Below are 19,221 nucleotides of genomic sequence, written 5' to 3'. Positions count from 1 at the left end.
TCTTGTCGTCCCTTCTACAGCCAGCGTTCGCGCATCAGCGCCAGCATCTGCGCGGCCGAGCGGCCCCGGTGGCTGTGGGCGTTCTTCACTTCCACAGGCAGCTCGGCAAAGGTCTTGCCGAATTCGGGGATAAACATCACAGGGTCAAAACCAAATCCGTTGCTGCCCCGGGGTTCGGTGGTGATCTCGCCCACCACCCGGCCCACGGCAATCAGCGGCTCAGGGTCTTGCGGGCTGCGCACGGCAACCAGGGTGCTGACCATGGCGGCGCGGCGGTTGGCGACGCCCTGCAGCTGCTCCAGCAGGGCGCGCACATTGTTGTCGTCGCTTTTCTCGTAGCCAAACTGGGTGCAGTAGTAGGCGGTATCGACGCCCGGCAGGCCGCCAAAGGCATCCACACACATACCGGCGTCATCCGCCAAGGCGGGCAGGCCGGTGTGGGCCGAGGCAAAGCGGGCTTTGGCCAAGGCATTCTCCACAAAGGTGCGAAATGGCTCTTCGGCCTCACCCACGCCCAAGTCGGCCTGGCGAACCAGCTCGACCCCGAGTGGCGCGAACATGGACTGCAGCTCGGCCAGCTTGCCACGGTTGTTGGATGCTAGAACGATTTTCATGATTCAAATTGGCATCTAGCGCTTATCCAGCAAGCGCAAGTAGCTATCAATTAGTGAGTATCAACGGGTTACGGGGTTTGCAGCAGCGCCCGCTGCTGCAACTGCACCAGCTCTGCGATGCCTTTTTCGGCCAGCGCGAGCAGCTGGTCCATCTCCGTCCGGGTAAACGCCACGCCTTCGGCCGTGCCCTGCACTTCCACAAAGTGGCCTGCGCCCGTCATCACGACGTTCATGTCGGTGTCGCAGTCCACGTCTTCCACATATTCCAGGTCCAGCAGCGGCGTGCCCTGCACGATGCCGACCGAGATGGCGGCCACGGGCTGCACCAGGGGGGACTGCGTGATCTTGCCGCTGGCCAGCAGCTGGTTAACCGCATCCTGCGCCGCGACCCAGGCGCCGGTAATGGCGGCGGTGCGGGTTCCGCCATCGGCCTGGATCACGTCGCAATCGAGCTGGATGGTGCGCTCGCCCAGCAGCTTGAGGTCAAACACCGCGCGCAGGCTGCGACCGATGAGGCGCTGGATCTCTTGCGTGCGGCCGGTCTGCTTGCCGCGCGCGGCCTCGCGGTCGCTGCGGCTGTGGGTGGCACGCGGCAGCATGCCGTATTCGGCCGTGACCCAGCCCTCGCCGCTGCCGCGCTTGTGGGGCGGCACGCGCTCTTCCACCGAAGCGGTGCAAAGCACTTTGGTGTTGCCGAACTCGATCAGCACCGAACCTTCGGCATGCATGGTGTAGCGGCGGGTGATGCGCACGGGGCGCAGCTGGTGGGCGGCTCGGTCGCCGGTGCGGGTGAAGGTGGTCATAGAATTTTCAGTAGAAAAATGGGCGTGCCTCATGCATGACCAAAGGCTCGCCCGAAACGCGCGGCCGAGGCCAGCGATCGCCGTGCGAGGGCCGCCCAGGCTGCGTAGCTGCGTCTCCCTTGCGTGCACTGGCAGTGTCCCTTTTCCCGAATCGCACAGCGATTCGAGAGAAGGGGGAAGACGCGCAGCGACTCAGGGGGGTGTCATGCTTTCCGTGCGGCCGAGCGGCGAATGGCTTCGTTGATTTCGGCGATGGACCGCTCGATGGCGGCATCGTCCAGGTCATCCACCAGGCCATCGAGTGGCCCTGCCTGGATAGTGGACGCAAATACGTCGTCGCTGATACTGTCGGTCGAGACGCCCTGGGTGGATTCGAACGCGTCGGGCGTCTCCCACTCCAGAGCGATCACGGTCACGTTGTCGCTGCTGTCCCCCGCCTTGCGCAGTGCGTCTTCCACCAGCTCGGGCACAGCATGCGACACGGTGTTGCGGCCGAGTTGGGTGGAAATCTCCTCGTCGCTGAGGGTGCCCCACAGCCCATCCGAACACAGCAAAATGCGGTCGCCCTGCTCCAGGTAAACCGGGCCGGTGATGTCATAGATGGGCTTGGTGGGCGAGCCCAGGCAGGTGAACAGCACGTTGCGGTTGATGCGCTCCAGGCCCGGCGGTGGGGAGTTGCGCAGCTCCATGTAGGAATGGTCGCGGGTGCGTGTGAGCAAATCACCGTCGCGCACCATGTACAGCCGCGAATCGCCACAATGCACCCAAGTGGCCGTGCCGCCCTGCAAAACCGCTGCCACCAGCGTGGTGCGCGGCGTGTCGAGCATGCCCTTGTCGGTGGCGTAGCGCAGGATCTGGTGGTGCGCCGCCAGCAGCGCGCCCGACAGAAACTCCTGCACATCCTTGAGCTGCGGCTTGGCTTGGCGCTGGAACAAAGCCGAGATGGTCTGCAGTGCAATCTGTGCAGCCACTTCGCCTTCCGGGTGGCCACCCATGCCGTCGGCCAACACAAACAGGCCCGATTCGCGCGTGTAGCAATAGCCCATGCGGTCTTCGTTCTTCTCGCGGCCACCACGGCGGCTGATCTGGAAAACCGAGAATTTCATAGCGACTCACGCAAAGAGGGCTTCGGGTTCATTTGGGTTTGGCTCCGATACCGGTGGCTTCACCCACCTTTTGCACATTCTTCTTGGTGTCGGACACCAGGGTGTCGAGCTGCAGGCGCATCTTCTCGGCCACCGTCAGTTTGGTGTAGCGGCGCTCGCCCTCGCGGCTCAGTTCCTTTTGCAGCGCAAACACCGACTGCGGGCGCGACAGCGGATCGAGCGCCATGCACCATTCCACCACCTCGATGAGGTTGTCGGAGTACACGCCACGCAGCTTGGTCAAGGCCAGCGAGAGGCGGTCCTTTTCGATGCGCTGGGGCGCCTCGTTGGGCGGAAAGCCTTGCATGCAGGCGTAGATGCAGGCACCAATCGCGTAAATATCGGTCCAGGGGCCCATGGACGAATCGCGCCGGTACATCTCGGGAGCGGCAAAGCCGGGCGTGTACATCGGGCGGATGAAATTGCCCTCTTTGGACAGCACTTCACGCGCAGCGCCAAAGTCGATCATCACGGCCTTGTTGTCGTCGGTGATGAAGATGTTGGCCGGCTTGATATCAAGATGCAGCATCTTGTGCTGGTGCACGATGCGCAGCCCGCGCAGCACCTCGTCGAACAGCGAGCGGATGGTGGATTCGCGGAAGACCTTCTGTGTTTTCAGGTCGCGCGCGGTGATGATGAAGTCCTGCAGGGTCGCACCCTCCAGGTAGTTCATCACCATGTAGACGGTTTCGTTCTCGCGGAAGAAGTTGAGCACGCTCACCACAGAGGCGTGCGAGATCTGGGCCAGCGCCCGGCCTTCTTCAAAGAAGCTCTTGAGCCCCAGGCGGTAGAGCGAGAGTTTTTCGGACTGCACCTTGGGCAGCAGCTCGCCCGGTGCACGCGTGGCCAGCGACGAAGGAAGGTATTCCTTGATGGCGACCTGTTGCCCTTCGGCATCCAGGGCCAGATAGACCACACCAAAGCCGCCAGAAGACAACCGGCGCACCACGCGGTAGCCGCCAATTGCGGTATCGGGCGGCAAAGGAGCCGGCTTGATTTTTGACATATTTTGCGAAGATGACTCGGGGGTGGAGCGGAACCCGGATAATCGCCGGATCGCAAGCAACCATCAAAAAGTCCAATGCCAGTTTACAGCATGACCGGATACGCCAGCGCACAGCATGGCGCATCTGCCACTGGCGCTGAAAACGACACCCGCGCGCCCCAATCACGCAGACTGGGGCTGGAAATCCGCTCGGTCAACAGCCGCTTCCTAGACCTTTCGTTCCGCCTCCCCGATGAACTGCGTGCCATGGAGCCCGCGCTGCGCAGCCTGCTGACCGCCCGCCTCAAGCGCGGCAAGGTTGAAGTCCGCGCCGCCCTGGAAAACGAGGACAGCAACACCCTGCAAGACCCGCCCGCGCGGCTGCTGCAACGGCTCAATTCTTTGCAAGATTCCGTCAAGGCATGGCTGCCGACCGCGGCGCCCCTCACGGTAGCCGACGCCCTGCGCCTGTGCGCCAACGCCCCATCGGGCTCTGAAGACTGGAGCGATGCCGTTCCTGCTTTGGCCGAAGAAGCCCTGACCGCCCTGATGGCCGCCCGCGAACGGGAGGGCAAGCGCCTGGCCACCATGCTGCTGGACCGGGTCAAGCAATTGCGCGCCCTGGCCGAACAGGCCGTCCCCATGGTGCCGCTGCTGGTCGAGCAACAGCGACTGCGCTTCATGGAGCGCTGGAAGGAAGCCATGGCGCTGACCGACGGTGCCACCCTGCCCGAGGCCGCCCGCGACCGCGCGCTGACCGAAGCCACGGCGTTTGCCATCCGCATTGATGTGGCGGAGGAAATCACCCGGCTGGACTCCCACCTGGACGAGATCGAACGCCTGCTCAAGAAGGGCGGCGAGGTGGGCAAGCGCCTGGACTTCCTGATCCAGGAACTCCACCGCGAGGCCAATACGCTGGGCTCCAAATCTGCCGCTCTTGACCTGACCCGCATCAGCGTGGACATGAAAGTGCTGATAGAGCAGATGCGTGAGCAAGTACAGAACATCGAATAACACTCATTTTTTGATAGCGCTTCGCGCACATCAACTATGGACTATCCCGGAAATCTCATCGTAGTTGCAGCCCCCAGCGGCGCAGGCAAATCCAGCCTGGTCAAGGCCTTGCTGGAACTGGACTCCCACGTCCACCTGTCGATCTCCCACACCACCCGCGCTCCGCGCGGGCAAGAAAAACATGGCCGCGACTACTACTTTGCGTCGCAATCCGAGTTTGATGCCATGGTGGAAGGCAACGCCTTCGTGGAATGGGCGCATGTACATGGCAACCGCTATGGCACCTCCAAGAAGGCGATCGAGGAGCGCATTGCACAAGGCTCGGACGTGATCCTGGAAATCGACTTTCAGGGCGCGCTGCAGATCAAGGAAGCCTTCGCGAATGCCATCCTCGTGTTCATCCTGCCCCCCAGCTGGGAAGAACTGCGTTCGCGCCTGGAACGACGGGGCGAAGACTCCCCCGATGTCATCGAAGTCCGTCTCAAGAACGCGGCTACCGAGATGGCCCAGGTGAGCAAATTTGACTTCGTTATAATCAATGAGTTGTTTGAGCGCGCGCTTTTCGACCTGAAAGCCGTAGTTCACGCCCAGCGACTCAAGTACGCCGCCCAGCGCCGCGCCCGTGCTGACACCTTCCAGTCGCTCAATATCACCTGAATCCCCGGAGTAAAACGATGGCACGCATCACCGTAGAAGACTGTCTGGAAAAGATCCCCAACCGCTTCCAGCTCGTGTTGGCCGCCACGTACCGTGCCCGCATGCTGAGCCAGGGCCACGCCCCCCGCATCGAAAGCCGCAACAAGCCTGCCGTGACCGCCCTGCGCGAAATCGCAGAAGGCAAGGTTGGCCTGGAAATGCTCAAGAAGGTTCCTGGTTGAGCTTCTTCCTGGGCGCAGCCCGCAAAGAGCACCGCGACAGCGGTGCTTTTTTTTGCCCCAAAGTCTCCTGATGCGCTCTCGCGCTACATTTAAGGCATGAACGCGGTGCTCAACTCACCTTCTGCAACGCAAGCCCGCCCCGGCGAAGTACCAACGGCGGGAACTTTGTCGGCAGCCGCAGCGGCAGCCAATGCGGCTGCGGCCAGCTTTGCTGCGCTGACAGACAGCCTCGACTACCTGGACGCGACCAGCATCGAACAGGTGCGCCAAGCCTATCGCTTCGCTGACGAGGCCCACCTGGGTCAGTTGCGCAACAGCGGTGAGCCCTACATCACGCACCCCATTGCCGTGGCTGCACAGTGCGCCACCTGGAAATTGGACGCCCAGGCGCTGATGGCCGCACTGCTGCACGATGCCATGGAAGACTGTGGCGTCACCAAAGCAGACCTGATAGACCGCTTTGGCGCCCCCGTGGCTGAACTGGTAGATGGGCTGACCAAGCTCGACAAGCTGCAGTTCAACACCCGCGAAGAGAACCAGGCCGAGTCTTTCCGCAAGATGCTGCTGGCCATGGCGCGCGACGTGCGCGTCATCCTCATCAAGCTGGCGGACCGCACGCACAACATGCGCACGCTGTCGGACATGCCGCGCAGCAAATGGGGCCGCATCTCCTCGGAGACGCTGGAGATCTATGCACCCATTGCCCACCGCCTGGGCCTTAACCAGACTTACCGGGAATTGCAGGATCTGGCCTTTCGGCACCTGCACCCATGGCGCTACGCCACGCTATCCAAGGCAGTCAACAAATCACGCAACCGCAGGCGCGATCTGGTGCAAAAGGTTCAGGCCGAGGTGGACACCGCCTTCTCCAAGATCGGTATGAAGGTCCGCCTTGCCGGCCGCGAGAAAACGCTGTATGCCATCTACCAGAAGATGGACCTCAAGCACCTGAGTTTTGCCCAGGTCACCGATATTTACGGATTCAGGGTGATCGTACCCACGGTGACAGACTGCTACACCGCCCTGGGCGTGCTCCACCAGATGTACAAGCCGGTTCCTGGCAAGTTCAAGGACCACATCGCCATCGCCAAGCTCAATGGCTACCAATCCCTGCACACCACCTTGGTGGGCCCTTCCGGCGTGAACATCGAATTCCAGATGCGTACGGACGAGATGCATGTCATCGCCGAGGCTGGTGTGGCCGCTCACTGGTTGTACAAGGCGCAGGACGGCGATGGCACATCGGCCGAGCGACTAGGGACCAAGTGGCTGCAGTCCCTGCTGGACATCCAGAACGAGACCCGCGATGCCGCCGAGTTCTGGGACCATGTCAAGGTGGACCTGTTCCCGGACGCTGTCTACGTTTTCACCCCCAAGAGCCAGATCATGGCCCTGCCTCGCGGAGCTACCGTGGTGGACTTTGCCTACGCCATCCACAGCAACGTTGGCGACCGCACCACGGCGGCAAAAATCAACAATGAGCAAGTGCCCCTGCGCACCGAACTCAAGAATGGCGATGTGGTGGAGATCATCACAGCCCCGGTATCCACGCCCAACCCGGCGTGGCTGGGTTTTGTGCGCACGGGCCGCGCACGCTCCAAGATCCGGCACTACCTGAAAACGCTGGCACAGACCGAATCGGAAGGCCTGGGCGAGAAACTGCTGACCCAGGCCATCCGGGCGGAAGGCCTGGAGCAGCTCCCTCCCCAGGACGCAGAGACCCAACCGATGTGGGACAAACTGCTGCGCTTTACAGGAAACCGCACCCGCAGCGAACTGATGACGGACCTGGGCCTGGGCAAGCGCATCGCCAGCATCGTGGCCAAGCGACTCATGGTGCTGATGTCCGAACACGGCCATCGTCCTGATGCGCTGCTCATGACACGGGAGCGCTACACATCCCACGAGACGCTTTCGCAAGGAGCGGTAACTCTGGATGGCAGCGAAAATGCCTCGGTGCAGTACGCATCCTGTTGCCGCCCAGTACCTGGCGACAGCATCGTGGGCTATCTGGGCCGTGGCGAGGGCCTGGTGGTTCACAACGCCCACTGCACGGTGGCCAAGCGGCTGCAGCACAAGGACAGCGAGCGCTTCATTGCGGTGGACTGGTCGGACGAGCCCACGCGCATGTTCGAAACCGGGGTCGTGGTGACTGTCACCAACGGCAAAGGTGTGCTCGCCCGCGTGGCCGCTGAACTGGCCAATTCAGAAGCTGACATCACCCATGTGGACATGGATGACGAGGCGGCCCTCGACACCACGGACTTGCGCTTCATTGTGGCGGTGCGAGATCAGACCCACCTCGAAACCGCACTGCGCAACTTGCGGCGCACCCAGGCCGTCATTCGCGCTGCACGCATCACCCCGCAGGCCACGTAAGCACTTCACAGCGCTGAGCGGCGCCATCAACCCATGCTGGGCTTGGCGCAAAGCGGCGCTGCGGACCCCGCTCAGTCCGCATGCGCGGCGCGCTGCGGATACTGCACTGCCACCACTTCAAGGCTTCGCACGCCTCCTGGCGTAGGCAGCAGCACCTCGTCACCCACATGGGCCTTCAAGAGCGCACGCGCCACCGGCGAGATCCAGCTCACCTGCGATTCCCGGCTGTCTGCCTCATCGATGCCCATGATGGTGATCGTGCGCTTTATACCTTCGTCATCGATGTACGTGACTGTGGAGCCGAAAAACACCTGATTGCTGCCCGCATGCAGGCTGGGATCCACCACTTCGGCAATCTCGAGCCGCTTGGTGAGAAAGCGGATGCGCCGATCAATCTCTCGCAAACGTTTCTTGCCGTAGAGATAGTCGCCATTTTCAGACCGATCTCCGTTGCTGGCAGCCCAGTGCACGGCTTCGACCACTTTGGGCCGCTCGTTGTCAATCAGGTCCAGCAACTCATCACGCAGGCGCGCGTATCCTGCCGGAGTGATGTAGTTCTTGCCGCCCGCAGGCAACGCAGGCAACACCAATTCATCCTCATCGGAAGCATCGGTTTCTTTGGTAAAGGCCTTGCTCATGGAAGATCTCCCCCGTCAGCGAGAAACGCTTTGACAAATGAAAAAGCCTGCAATCTTGCGATTGCAGGCTTTAAACATTGGTGCGGCTGGCAGGAATCGAACCCACGACCCCTTGGTTCGTAGCCAAGTACTCTATCCAGCTGAGCTACAGCCGCTAAGCTTCGAATTATAGCATGATTTCTTGGCAACCCTTGAAATCAACTTTTTTCACTGTAACCATGCCGCATGGGCCTGACCAGCAAAAGCTCAACTCAACGCAAGCCGCAATTGTAATGCACTCCAGCGACTCCAAAAGAAGAAAGGCGCACATTGCGACAAGAAAACTGGCCGTGATCGTGATGATCGCCCATTCGAATGAATGGGTGGTAGGGCGTGTTGGACTTGAACCAACGACCAAAGGATTATGAGTCCTCTGCTCTAACCAACTGAGCTAACGCCCCAAGCCATGCTCCAGCGCTATACAACGGGGCAAGCGCCGTATTGTAGGGGCTTTACTTGCGATGGCTGAGTGCGTTGGACACCAGCTTTGATGTGATGTCCACGATCTGAATCATCCGGTCGTACGGCATGCGCGTGGGGCCGATCACGCCTAGCGTCCCGACCACTTTGCCGTCCACCTCATACGGAGCACTGACGATGGACAGCTCTTCAAAAGGCACGACATGGCTTTCACCGCCAATGTAGATGCGTACTCCCTCGGCCTGGCTGGAGATATCCAGCAACCGCAGAATCTGGGTTTTCTGTTCGAACAGATCGAAGGCACGTCGCAAGTTGCCCATGTCGCTGGAGAAATCACTGACCGCCAGCAGGTTGCGCTCACCAGAAATCACGACCTCGTCTTGCGCTTGGGACAAAGCCTCAGACCCCACATTCACCGCAGCCTGCATGAGCGAAGCGATCTCGCCGCGCAGCACATCCACCTCAGATTTCAGGCGCTCACGCACTTGCTCCATCGCAAGCCCCGCGTAATGCGCGTTCAGAAAGTTGGAAGCCTCGATGAGTTGCGACTGGGAGTAGTCCACGTCCGTGAAGATGACGCGATTTTGAACGTCGCCCTCGGGCGAAACGATGATGACCAAAAATCTTCGCTCGGACAGCCTCAAGAACTCGATATGGCGGAACACCGATGTTCTGCGTGGTGCCATAACGACACCGACGAACTGCGAAAGATTGGATAGCAACTGGGCAGCGTTGGCGATCACCTTTTGCGGCTGTTCGGGCGCAAGCTGGGGAGGGGTTAGAGGGTCCCGCTGCACTGTCAGCATGGTGTCCACAAACAGCCGATAACCTCGTGCAGTAGGAATGCGACCGGCTGAGGTGTGGGGACTCGCGATCAGCCCTAACTCCTCCAGATCCGCCATGACGTTACGGATAGTGGCTGGAGATAAATCCAGCCCAGACGCGCGCGACAACGTGCGGGATCCGACGGGCTGCCCATCGGCGATGTAGCGCTCGACCAGCGCTTTGAGCAACAACTTGGCACGGTCATCGAGCATGGAATGATTTTAATGATGTAATTTCGCGATGACGTCCAATTTCCGCCATGTCGCACTGATAGGCAAGTACCAAGCTTCTTCGGCGGGCTCCATCGGTGAAAGCTCCCGCCAGGCCCTGGAAGACATCGCCCATTTTCTTGAACGCCAGGGTTGCGAAGTGATGCTGGAAGCTGAGACCGCAAGCAACACCGGGCTCACACACTATCCAGTCCTGAATGTAGACGAGATAGGCAGTCGATGCGATCTGGGCCTGGTGGTCGGGGGTGACGGCACCATGCTGGGCATAGGTCGGCGGCTCGCCCGGTTTGGGACACCCCTGATCGGCATCAACCAGGGACGGCTTGGCTTCATCACCGACATTCCTTTCGATACCTATCAGGCCACTCTGCCCCCCATGCTCCAGGGCGAATACGAGGAAGACTTGCGACCGCTGATGCACGCAACGGTCGTGCGCGACGAGCGCGTCGTCTTCGAAGCCCTCGCGATGAACGATGTCGTTGTGAACCGAGGCGCGACTTCAGGCATGGTGGAATTGCGGGTCGAGGTCGGCGGCCGATTTGTGGCGAACCAACGCGCAGACGGGCTCATCATCGCCTCACCCACAGGGTCAACGGCGTATTCGCTGTCAGCCGGTGGCCCCATGCTTCATCCCTCCATTCCTGGATGGGTGCTGGTGCCCATCGCCCCTCATACGCTCTCCAACCGACCGATTGTTCTGTCGGATGCCACCGAGGTGGCGGTTGAGGTTGTGAGTGGTCGGGATGTCAGTGCCAACTTTGACATGCAGTCACTGGCCTCACTGCTACATGGTGACCGCATTCTGGTGAAAAGGTCAGAGCACTGCGTGCGGTTTCTCCATCCTCAAGGCTGGAACTACTTTGCCACCCTGCGCAAAAAATTGCGCTGGAACGAAGGGGGCTCCTGACCATGGCGCTCCGGCGGATTACCCTGCGCGATTTTGTGATCGTTCAAGCGCTTGAACTTGACCTAAGTTCCGGTTTCACCGTGCTGACGGGAGAAACAGGCGCTGGGAAATCCATCCTGATTGATGCACTGCAACTCGTTTTGGGCGCACGCTCCGATGCAGGTGTGGTTCGCGAAGGCGCTGACAAAGCGGATCTTTGCGCTGAGTTCGATTGCCCACCCCATCTCCAGCCATGGCTCGAGGACGCGGGTTTTGACATTGATGAGCTGTTGCTTTTGCGTCGGACCGTGGACTCTCAGGGCAAAAGCAGGGCTTGGATCAATGGCACCCCAGCCACTGCTGCCCAGCTGCGGACTTTGGGAGACAGCCTGCTAGACATCCACGGGCAGCATGCTTGGCAAAGCCTTACAAGACCCGACTCGGTACGCGGCCTGCTGGACGCATTTGCAGGGGTGCACACAGCAGAAACCGCAGCGCTCTGGGCCCAATGGCGAAAGAATCAAAAAGCCCTGGAGCAAGCACGCCTAGCCCAGGCTAATTTGCAGCAGGAAAGTGAGCGTCTGCAATGGCAGATCAACGAGGTGGACAAGCTCGCACCCATTGATGGCGAATGGGAAGAACTCGACGCACAACATAAACGCCTCTCACATGCGCAGGCGCTGCTGGAAGGGGCAGAGGGCGCCATCCAAGCCCTCCAAGATGAAGATGCTGGTGCACTGACTGGGCTTGCACGCGCGCACGATCTTCTCCAAAGCCACGAGCATATTGAGCCCGAGTTCGCACCGCTCGCAGACATCCTTTCTTCCAGCCTCGCACAAGCCAGCGACGTGCTCCACTCGCTGCAGCTGTATCTGAGGCACGTGGAAATAGATCCACAGCGTCTGGCCGAACTCGACACCCGCATTTCGCTCTGGATGACCTTGGCACGCCGTTACAAGCGCACGCCAGCAGAGCTGCCGGCTCTACACCAGAGCTGGAAGGAGGAGATGCGCCGGCTGGACGCAGCGACAGATCTGGAACGACTGGAGACCGCCGAGGTCGCCAGTGCCAAGGCCTACCACGCGTCGGCACGCGTGCTGTCTCTGGGTCGCGCCAAAGCCGCCCCGAAACTGTCTCACGCCATTACCCAAGCCATGCAGGGCCTGGGCATGGAGGGAGGTAAATTCGAGGTTTCCATGACCAAGGCCTCAGAGCCCTCGCACCACGGTATCGATGACGTGGTATTCCTCGTCGCGGGCCATCCCGGGATGACACCCAAACCCATCGGCAAAGTCGCATCGGGCGGCGAACTCTCCCGCATTTCGCTGGCCATCGCTGTAACAACCAGTGAATTGGGTATGGCCCCCACGCTCATCTTTGATGAAGTGGACTCTGGCGTAGGGGGGGCGGTGGCTGAAACAGTGGGGCGGCTGATGCAGCAGCTTGGCAGCGACCGTCAGGTGCTCGCGGTCACCCACCTGCCGCAGGTGGCGGCTTGCGCACACCACCACCTCAAGGTGGCCAAACGCAAGAGCCCGAATGGCACCACCAGCGCCGTATCGACGGTACAGGGCGAGAACCGTGTGGCAGAAATTGCCCGCATGCTGGGCGGCGAACGATCCACCCAGACTACGCTCGCCCACGCGAGCGAGATGCTGGATCTCGCGGCCGTTGCACGAGAAGGACATGGCTGATGGCACTTGAAATCGTTTTGATCACGGGTATGTCGGGATCAGGAAAGTCCGTGGCGCTGCATGCGCTGGAGGACGCAGGGTATTACTGCGTAGACAACCTGCCCCCAGAACTGCTGCCAGCTTTTGTGGCGCTGGAACACCGTCACCACGGCAACCGCGTTGCTATCGCGATGGATGTTCGAAGTGCCACCTCATTGCATCAGGTTCCACAGGAGCTGAGTCGGCTAAGGAGCGAGGGCGTTTCGGTGCAATCGGTTTTCCTCGACGCCACCATCGATACGCTTGTCAGGCGTTTCTCAGAAACACGCAGACGCCACCCGCTGTCGCACGACGATCTCCAACAGGGTCGAAAAGCGCTCGTGCAGATTATCGAGTTGGAGCGCGAGCTGCTGGCGGAACTGCGAGAACAGTCGCATGTGATCGACACAAGCACCATACGGGCTTCACAGCTCCAAAGCTACGTGAAGAGTTTGCTTGTCACCACCCGGGGACAGATGACCCTGGTATTCCAGTCTTTTGCATTCAAGCGTGGCATACCGATGGACGCTGACTACGTCTTTGATGTGCGAATGTTGCCGAACCCACACTATGAACCTGCGCTGCGGGATCTGACGGGGCTGGACGAACCTGTCGCCCATTTCCTGCGCCAGCAACCCGATGTGTCGCTGATGCAGGCGCATATCGAGCAATTTCTCGCGCACTGGCTGGAAATGCTTGACCGGAACCACCGCAGTTATGTCACGGTCGCGGTGGGCTGCACTGGCGGCCAGCACCGCTCGGTCTACTTGGTGGAACGACTAGCCGATGTTTTGAGCAGCCGCTGGGCAACCCTGAAGAGACACCGAGAGCTGGACGGACGCTGACATCTACGCAACAAAGCCCGGGTACGCTCACCACAACTGAGCTTGGGTCGAATCAAGCAGCTTGCGGATGGGGGCAGGCAGGCCGATAGAGGACCACTCATTGACCCCAAACCACGCCCCTTCTTCAGTGGGCTGATCCGGAACCTCCCCCGTGACCAACACGGGGTGAAGATGCAAATCCCTGTGTGTCAGCACATGGAGAAAAGGCTGGAGCTCGTTGCAGGCAATGCGAGAAGCATCACCTAGGAATTTGACATATCCGTTCAAAGAGGCGCCGTCGGCGAAGACCGGCACACAATGCATGCCAGCCCATATCCCAGGAGAGGGGCGACGTTGCAACCACACCTGCCCAGCAGAATTTCGAAGAACCAGAAGCTGCCAGGATTCAGACCGGCGTGCCAGCTTGCGCGTCTTGACAGGGTAGCGTTGTGGATCTCCGTCTTTGAATGCCACACAGCGGCCCGCCAAAGGACACCGGTCGCAACGTGGTAATCGTGGCGTACAAATCGACGCTCCCAGATCCATGAGTCCCTGGGTATAGCGGGGCATGGCCGTAAGCAGATTTTTCTGCGGCAGCAGTGACTCCGCCTCCTTCCAGAGCAGACGCTCGTTTCCCGACGACGCGAGGTCCTTTTCAAAGCCGAGCAAACGCGTCAAAACCCTGCGCACGTTGGCATCAAGAATAGGCACGCGTTCAGAGAAACAGAATGCTGCAATCGCTCCAGCGGTGGAGCGACCAATCCCCGGCAAGGTAGCCAGCATCTCGGCGGTGCGAGGAAAGGCGCCTCCGTGCTCTGCCACAACCTGCTGGGCGCAGCGATGCAGGTTACGGGCCCGGGTGTAGTAGCCCAGCCCGCTCCAGAGGCCCATCACTTCATCCTGCTCTGCCTGCGACAGGGCCACTACGTCGGGAAAACGCTCCAGAAAGCGCGCGTAGTAGTCAAGCACCGTAGTAACCTGCGTTTGCTGCAGCATGATCTCGGACAGCCAGACCCGGTACGGATCGCGCGTCTGTTGCCAAGGCAGGTGATTGCGGCCATGAGACGCCTGCCATGCGACCACGAGCCCAGCCACATCCTCCCGCCCGCCGCCGCTCATGCAGATACCAGATGGCTACCCGATGTCACGGAGTCAAGACCGGGCAGAGCAACAAGCTGAGAGGTCAGCTCCTGCAGCCTTTGCTCCAGTTGGACCAACTCATCCTCACTCGCTTCAATTTCCGCAATGCGCTCCACCAAACCGCTGGCAGCCTGCTGGATGCGATCCACAGCCTCGATACGACGCGCAAAACTACGGCGACGCTCACGCAGCTGCGCATCCAGTTGGGCCGTAGCAGATTTGCTCCACAGTTCAAGATCGTTCGCGGCCGATTCGTATACGGTGCGCAAACGCATGGCAAGAGCCCGGACCAGACGTTCCGCAAACTCGGGCTGGGCCAGCTTGAGCGCATTACCCATGCCGAGGTACTGGAGATGGCTCTGTTCGATCTGATTGAGATCGTGCGTAAAGTGCTCCAGCTGCGGAGGCGAGGGGACCTGCAGAGAAAAGCCGAACTCGGCATTGAGTTGCCTGAAGGTGCCACCCAACATGGCCTGAATCTCAGTGCCTGACGCTTGTGCTTTGTCCAGCGTACCGCGCAACTTGTCGAAAGTCTGAAGATAGATTTTCTTCACACCCAGCTTGAGCCCTTTTTGCTGCAGGGTCTGTGCCAATTCCGAAAGCTCGACTTTGAGCGCCTTGGCTCCCAACTGCTGAAATACATCTCGAAGCAGCTTCAGATGGACCGCACGCACCGCCTGGATTTTGGAAGTGCTCAGGTCAAACTCCCGCTGTTCCTGTTCGATGCGGTGCCGCATCGATTCGATCACAGACGCATTCTTGCCGCGCAAGCTTCGCAATTCGGCCATCTGGTCGTCAAGATCTCGGCGTCGGATATTGATGACCCGAGAAGTCTCAGTGCGCAAACTGGCCACGCCGTTGGCCACAGCCGCCCGCAAAATAGACTGCCGCCGCCCCATGATTCCTTTGGCCAGCGCCTCTTCCAGAACAGGCAGGCCGCTGGTCTCCAGCAGCAGATCATCAGCAGTGATCTTGGCGACCAACCCTTTCTGCGCAGACACGGGCACAACCCTGTCCAACGGAACACCCAGCATTTCTGCAGACGTACTGCACTGGCGCTCCATCTGCGCCTGCACCTGCTCTGCAGAATTGAGCGTGTCCCACAAGGTGTCTATCTTGTTGAGCACCACCAGCCGGGCATCCATGCTGTCCGCCGAAATGGCAAGGTGCTCGCGCCAGATGGACAAATCAGAGCGGGTAACTCCGGTATCAGCGCTCAGAATGAAGACCACCGCATGCGCCTGCGGAATCAGGTTGACGGTCAGTTCAGGCTCAGCGCCCACGGCATTCAGCCCTGGCGTGTCCAGAATCACCAGCCCCTGTTTCAGCAAAGGATGGGGAATATTGATGAGGGCGTGGCGCCACATGGGCACCTCCACCAAGCCCTGGGCATCAGGCACAGGGTTTTCATCGGTCAGATCATCGTGCCAAAAGCCCAATGCCCGCGCGTTGTCCAGGCTGACCTTTCGTACTTCGGCCACCTTTTCGAGCGCCTTGGCAATCTGGTCCGCGTTTCCGACATCCAGGGGGATCTCCTGCCACCGGTCCGTTTTAACCCGCCACTCCGCTAGGCTCTGCATCTGCAGTCGGGTTTCAATGGGCAGCAGCCGAAGGCTGGGCGCCACGCTGGCATCGTACCCAAGTTCGGTGGGGCACATGGTGGTGCGCCCCGCACTCGCAGGCATGATGCGGCGGCCATAGTCTGCAAAGAAGATCGCGTTGATCAACTCAGATTTGCCGCGCGAAAATTCGGCAACAAACGCCACCATGACCTTGTCGCTGCGAACCTGCTCCTCCAGGCGTTGCAGCCGCTCCTGGACGGCTGCGTCCATGAGTTCGTGCGAGGACATCCACTCGGCCAGCCGCTTGAGTTGCTGGGCGAACTCACGCCGCCAGGCACCATGCTGGTCGAACTGTTCGTTGAATGAAGGTCCCACTTTGCTCCCAGAGATCTAAGAATGGCCTGCAGGGCAGGCATACACAAAATATAGCATCGACCGCTCGCGGGCCGTCATGCCACGGCGAATTGGTACTTGACCTGATTCAAGGCCGCTGGCACATCGGGCAAAAATAGCTGCTCCGCTGCCCCTGGCGCAGCACCTTTATCGAAGTGCCACAAACATGGCATGGCGCTCCATCGCGTCCATAAACGTTGGTCTGGGTCTGAAAGTGGCCTGCCATTCCATCTGCATTGGAAAAATCGCGCAGCGTGCTGCCCCCCATATCCACGGCCCGCGCCAATACAGACCGAATGGCAGCGTGCAATTTGAGCACCCGCGCAGGCCCGATACGCGACGCACTCGTCGTGGGACGGATTCCAGCCAGAAAAAGCACTTCTGACGCATAGATATTGCCAACCCCCACCACCAGCCGGCCAGCCAAGAGCAACTGTTTGATGGGCATCTGGCTCTTTTTCAGACCAGCCTGGAAAACAGCAAGAGAGAATCCGTCAGACAGCGGCTCCATTCCCAGCCCGCCCAGAAGCTTGGTCGCAACAGGGTCTTGTTCCCCATGAACGTACACCACGGCACCGAATCGGCGCGGATCGTGCAGCCGCAGCGTCCCCTGGCTGGTCAGCATGTCAAAGTGATCGTGGACTCCGGCCGCCGGTAACCCCTGGCTGAAGCGCAGGCTGCCCGACATCCCAAGATGCACAAGCAGAACTCCTCGACTGGTATCGGCCAGCAAATATTTTCCGCGCCGGCGCAGGCCCATCACCTGCTGCCCCACCAAAGTCTGTGGCGCGCACCCCAGAGGCCAGCGCAAGGGTTTGCCGAGCGTGACCGCCTCAATGCGGGCGCCAGTGATGGCCTGAACCAAACTGCGGCGGGTCACTTCCACTTCGGGCAACTCAGGCATACAAAGACCCCGGCAATGGGTTAACAGGCATGGATTATTATGACCCGATGGTGCTATTTCACAGCTTTCGGATTGCCGCATTGACGACCGTGATCGCGGTATCCGCCCACTCAGCATGGGCACAACAGACCGGCAGTGACAGCCGCCCCGCCACAGATGAATCTCCAGTGGTATCCAACCCGGCACTGGATGCTGAATTGTTCTACGAGATTTTCCTGGGCGAAATCAGCGCCCGGACAGGCGACCCCGGTGCTGGTTATGCCTTCATGCTGGAGGCTGCACGCCGCAGCGCAGACGGCCAACTCTACCAAAGGGCCGCAGATATCGCCTTGCAGTCACGATCGGGTGAATATGCACTGGCAGCTGCCAAGGCATGGAAAGAGGCCCTGCCACAGTCGCGCGAGGCGAATCGCTATGTGCTGCAAATTCTTGTTGCTCTGAACCGTATTGGCGAAACACCCGATCTGCTGCGCCAGGAACTCGCCCAATCATCCCCCCGCGCAAAGGCTTCGACCCTATCTGCACTGCCCCAGATGTATGGGCGTGCCAGCGACAAGGCGCTGGCAGCGAAGGTGGTGGAAGCCGCCCTCGTGGACGAGCTTTCCCACCCTGCCACCGGCCCTGTGGCCTGGGTATCCCTGGGTCGCCTTCGCCTCGCGGCGGGCGATAAATCGGGGGCGCTGGATGCCGCTCGGCGCACGCAGGCCCTTGACGACGCTAACGAGGGGGCCGCCAGGCTGGCGCTGGAGCTGATGGAAGAGAACACCCCCGAGGCCGAACCACTGGTAACACAAGCACTTGCCAAACAACCCGTGCCAGAGTTGCGAATGGGCTATGCGCGGGTTCTTTTGGGTTTGCAGCGCTACCCCGATGCTGCCCGTCAACTGGAATACGTCACCAAAGAGAAACCGGACTTGGTAGAGGCCTGGCTGGTGCTGGCCACCCTGCAGTTGCAAGACAACAGGCTCTCCGCTGCAGAGAGTGCACTGCAGCGCTTCATGGAGCTCACCTCCGCTGCTACCGATCCTGAAGTGCGCCAGAAAGGGCTTACGCAAGCCTATTTACTGTCCGCACAGCTCGCAGAGAAGAAGGGCGATTTTGCCGCTGCAGAAGCGTGGCTCAACCGCATCGACAACGTGGACGAAGCCTTCAGTGCGCAAAGCCGCCGCGCGTCCCTGCTGGCACGGCAGGGCAAAGTGGCCCAGGCGCGGGAACTGCTGCGAAACCTGCCAGGAACCTCTGCTGACGACAAACGCATGAAGCTGCTGGCCGAGGTGCAGCTGCTGCGTGACCTTCGGCTTTACCAAGAAGCCTACCAAGTCCAGAGCGAGCTTGTGGCGCTCGCACCTGATGACGCCGAACTGGTGTATGACCAAGCCATGCTGGCCGAAAAAGCGGGTCACCCGGAGACTATGGAGAAGCTGCTGAGGCAGGTGATTTCCCAGAAGCCTCAATACCACCATGCTTACAACGCCCTCGGTTATTCATTGGCAGACCGGGGCGTGCGCTTGGACGAAGCCAAACAGCTGATTCTGAAAGCTATGGAGTTCGCCCCCTCCGATCCCTTCATTACCGACAGCCTAGGCTGGGTGGAATTTCGCATGGGCAACAAGGCAGAGGCCAAGCGGCACCTGGAAACCGCTTACAAAGCTCGCCCGGATGTAGAAATCGCAGCGCATCTCGGTGAGGTGCTTTGGAGCCTGGGTGACAAGGAGGCTGCTCTCAAGGTCTGGAAAGAAGGCGCGCGGACAAGCCCTGAGAATGAAACGCTGAAAGAAACGCTGAAGCGCCTTGGGGTGAGCCTTTGATGCACGGAGTTTCAGGAACTCC

The 19,221-nt window shown here is 60.3% G+C and carries 17 protein-coding genes and 2 tRNA genes; 8 read left to right on the top strand and 11 right to left on the bottom strand.

All coding sequences use genetic code 11. From position 1 onward, the window contains the following. Positions 1-14: 14 nt before the first annotated feature. The 4 genes from rdgB to AC2YJX_RS07265 all read right to left on the bottom strand — a co-directional run bounded on the left by rdgB (position 15) and on the right by AC2YJX_RS07265 (position 3,568). Positions 15-614 carry an RdgB/HAM1 family non-canonical purine NTP pyrophosphatase gene (gene rdgB, locus AC2YJX_RS07280; protein WP_182118292.1) on the bottom strand — a complete coding sequence of 200 codons (600 nt, stop codon included), beginning with the start codon at positions 612-614 and terminating at the stop codon, positions 15-17. 68 nt (positions 615-682) lie between these two features. Continuing rightward, positions 683-1,417, bottom strand: a complete 735-nt coding sequence (gene rph / locus AC2YJX_RS07275; RefSeq protein WP_436131664.1) for a ribonuclease PH — start codon at positions 1,415-1,417, stop codon at positions 683-685. A 203-nt stretch (positions 1,418-1,620) separates the two neighbouring features. Then, a complete protein-coding gene (locus AC2YJX_RS07270; RefSeq protein ID WP_431152021.1) occupies positions 1,621-2,523 on the bottom strand; it encodes a PP2C family protein-serine/threonine phosphatase in 903 nt (300 codons plus the stop codon). Between the two features lie 28 nt (positions 2,524-2,551). Then, complete coding sequence (locus AC2YJX_RS07265) at positions 2,552-3,568, bottom strand: serine/threonine protein kinase (RefSeq protein WP_008905072.1); 1,017 nt, start codon at positions 3,566-3,568, stop codon at positions 2,552-2,554. 75 nt (positions 3,569-3,643) lie between these two features. On the opposite strand from AC2YJX_RS07265, the gene AC2YJX_RS07260 reads away from it, so the two are divergent. From AC2YJX_RS07260 to AC2YJX_RS07245, 4 genes are all read left to right on the top strand, one after another. Continuing rightward, the gene (locus AC2YJX_RS07260) at positions 3,644-4,561 is read left to right on the top strand and encodes a YicC/YloC family endoribonuclease (protein WP_121422508.1); all 918 of its coding nucleotides are present in this window, start codon (positions 3,644-3,646) and stop codon (positions 4,559-4,561) included. 36 nt (positions 4,562-4,597) lie between these two features. Continuing rightward, positions 4,598-5,218 (top strand): guanylate kinase, encoded by a 621-nt coding sequence (gmk, locus tag AC2YJX_RS07255; protein ID WP_055399040.1) that lies wholly within the window; start codon positions 4,598-4,600, stop codon positions 5,216-5,218. A gap of 17 nt (positions 5,219-5,235) precedes the next feature. Beyond that, positions 5,236-5,439, top strand: coding sequence for a DNA-directed RNA polymerase subunit omega (gene rpoZ / locus AC2YJX_RS07250; RefSeq protein ID WP_005794722.1), 204 nt, complete (start codon positions 5,236-5,238; stop codon positions 5,437-5,439). Between the two features lie 96 nt (positions 5,440-5,535). Continuing rightward, positions 5,536-7,818 (top strand): RelA/SpoT family protein, encoded by a 2,283-nt coding sequence (locus tag AC2YJX_RS07245; RefSeq protein WP_055399042.1) that lies wholly within the window; start codon positions 5,536-5,538, stop codon positions 7,816-7,818. A 71-nt stretch (positions 7,819-7,889) separates the two neighbouring features. Here AC2YJX_RS07245 and greB read toward each other — a convergent pair whose 3' ends face one another. The 4 genes from greB to hrcA all read right to left on the bottom strand — a co-directional run bounded on the left by greB (position 7,890) and on the right by hrcA (position 9,952). Beyond that, on the bottom strand, positions 7,890-8,456 hold the full coding sequence (greB, locus tag AC2YJX_RS07240) for a transcription elongation factor GreB (protein WP_487255639.1): 567 nt from the start codon (positions 8,454-8,456) through the stop codon (positions 7,890-7,892). A 78-nt stretch (positions 8,457-8,534) separates the two neighbouring features. Further along, a tRNA-Arg gene (locus AC2YJX_RS07235) sits at positions 8,535-8,611 on the bottom strand. A 208-nt stretch (positions 8,612-8,819) separates the two neighbouring features. Next, positions 8,820-8,896, bottom strand: a tRNA-Ile gene (locus AC2YJX_RS07230). A 51-nt stretch (positions 8,897-8,947) separates the two neighbouring features. Beyond that, on the bottom strand, positions 8,948-9,952 hold the full coding sequence (gene hrcA / locus AC2YJX_RS07225) for a heat-inducible transcriptional repressor HrcA (RefSeq protein ID WP_055399047.1): 1,005 nt from the start codon (positions 9,950-9,952) through the stop codon (positions 8,948-8,950). A gap of 28 nt (positions 9,953-9,980) precedes the next feature. Here hrcA and AC2YJX_RS07220 point away from each other — a divergent pair, with 28 nt between their 5' ends. From AC2YJX_RS07220 to rapZ, 3 genes are read left to right on the top strand one after another with little or no spacing between them, the layout of a single operon-like run. Next, on the top strand, positions 9,981-10,877 hold the full coding sequence (locus AC2YJX_RS07220; RefSeq protein ID WP_055399049.1) for an NAD kinase: 897 nt from the start codon (positions 9,981-9,983) through the stop codon (positions 10,875-10,877). Between the two features lie 2 nt (positions 10,878-10,879). Beyond that, the gene (gene recN, locus AC2YJX_RS07215; RefSeq protein ID WP_487255638.1) at positions 10,880-12,550 is read left to right on the top strand and encodes a DNA repair protein RecN; all 1,671 of its coding nucleotides are present in this window, start codon (positions 10,880-10,882) and stop codon (positions 12,548-12,550) included. Next, entirely contained in the window at positions 12,550-13,413 is an 864-nt protein-coding gene (gene rapZ / locus AC2YJX_RS07210; RefSeq protein ID WP_121422498.1) for an RNase adapter RapZ, read from the top strand. Before recN ends, rapZ begins: the two co-directional genes overlap by 1 nt. 27 nt (positions 13,414-13,440) lie before the next feature. Here rapZ and mutY read toward each other — a convergent pair whose 3' ends face one another. From mutY to mutM, 3 genes are all read right to left on the bottom strand, one after another. Continuing rightward, positions 13,441-14,511: an A/G-specific adenine glycosylase gene (gene mutY, locus AC2YJX_RS07205; protein WP_487255637.1), complete on the bottom strand. Its 1,071-nt coding sequence runs from the start codon at positions 14,509-14,511 to the stop codon at positions 13,441-13,443. Beyond that, complete coding sequence (locus AC2YJX_RS07200) at positions 14,508-16,469, bottom strand: dynamin family protein (protein ID WP_055399056.1); 1,962 nt, start codon at positions 16,467-16,469, stop codon at positions 14,508-14,510. Before AC2YJX_RS07200 ends, mutY begins: the two co-directional genes overlap by 4 nt. 106 nt (positions 16,470-16,575) lie before the next feature. Next, positions 16,576-17,391, bottom strand: a complete 816-nt coding sequence (gene mutM, locus AC2YJX_RS07195) for a bifunctional DNA-formamidopyrimidine glycosylase/DNA-(apurinic or apyrimidinic site) lyase (RefSeq protein ID WP_121422496.1) — start codon at positions 17,389-17,391, stop codon at positions 16,576-16,578. Between the two features lie 29 nt (positions 17,392-17,420). On the opposite strand from mutM, the gene AC2YJX_RS07190 reads away from it, so the two are divergent. After that, positions 17,421-19,199, top strand: coding sequence for a tetratricopeptide repeat protein (locus tag AC2YJX_RS07190; RefSeq protein WP_487255636.1), 1,779 nt, complete (start codon positions 17,421-17,423; stop codon positions 19,197-19,199). The last annotated feature ends 22 nt before the right edge of the window (positions 19,200-19,221 follow it).

This window comes from Acidovorax sp. SRI_002, assembly GCF_057586455.1.
The sequence above is the reverse complement of the archived record's forward strand: the minus strand, read 5'-3'. Positions and strand labels throughout refer to the sequence as shown.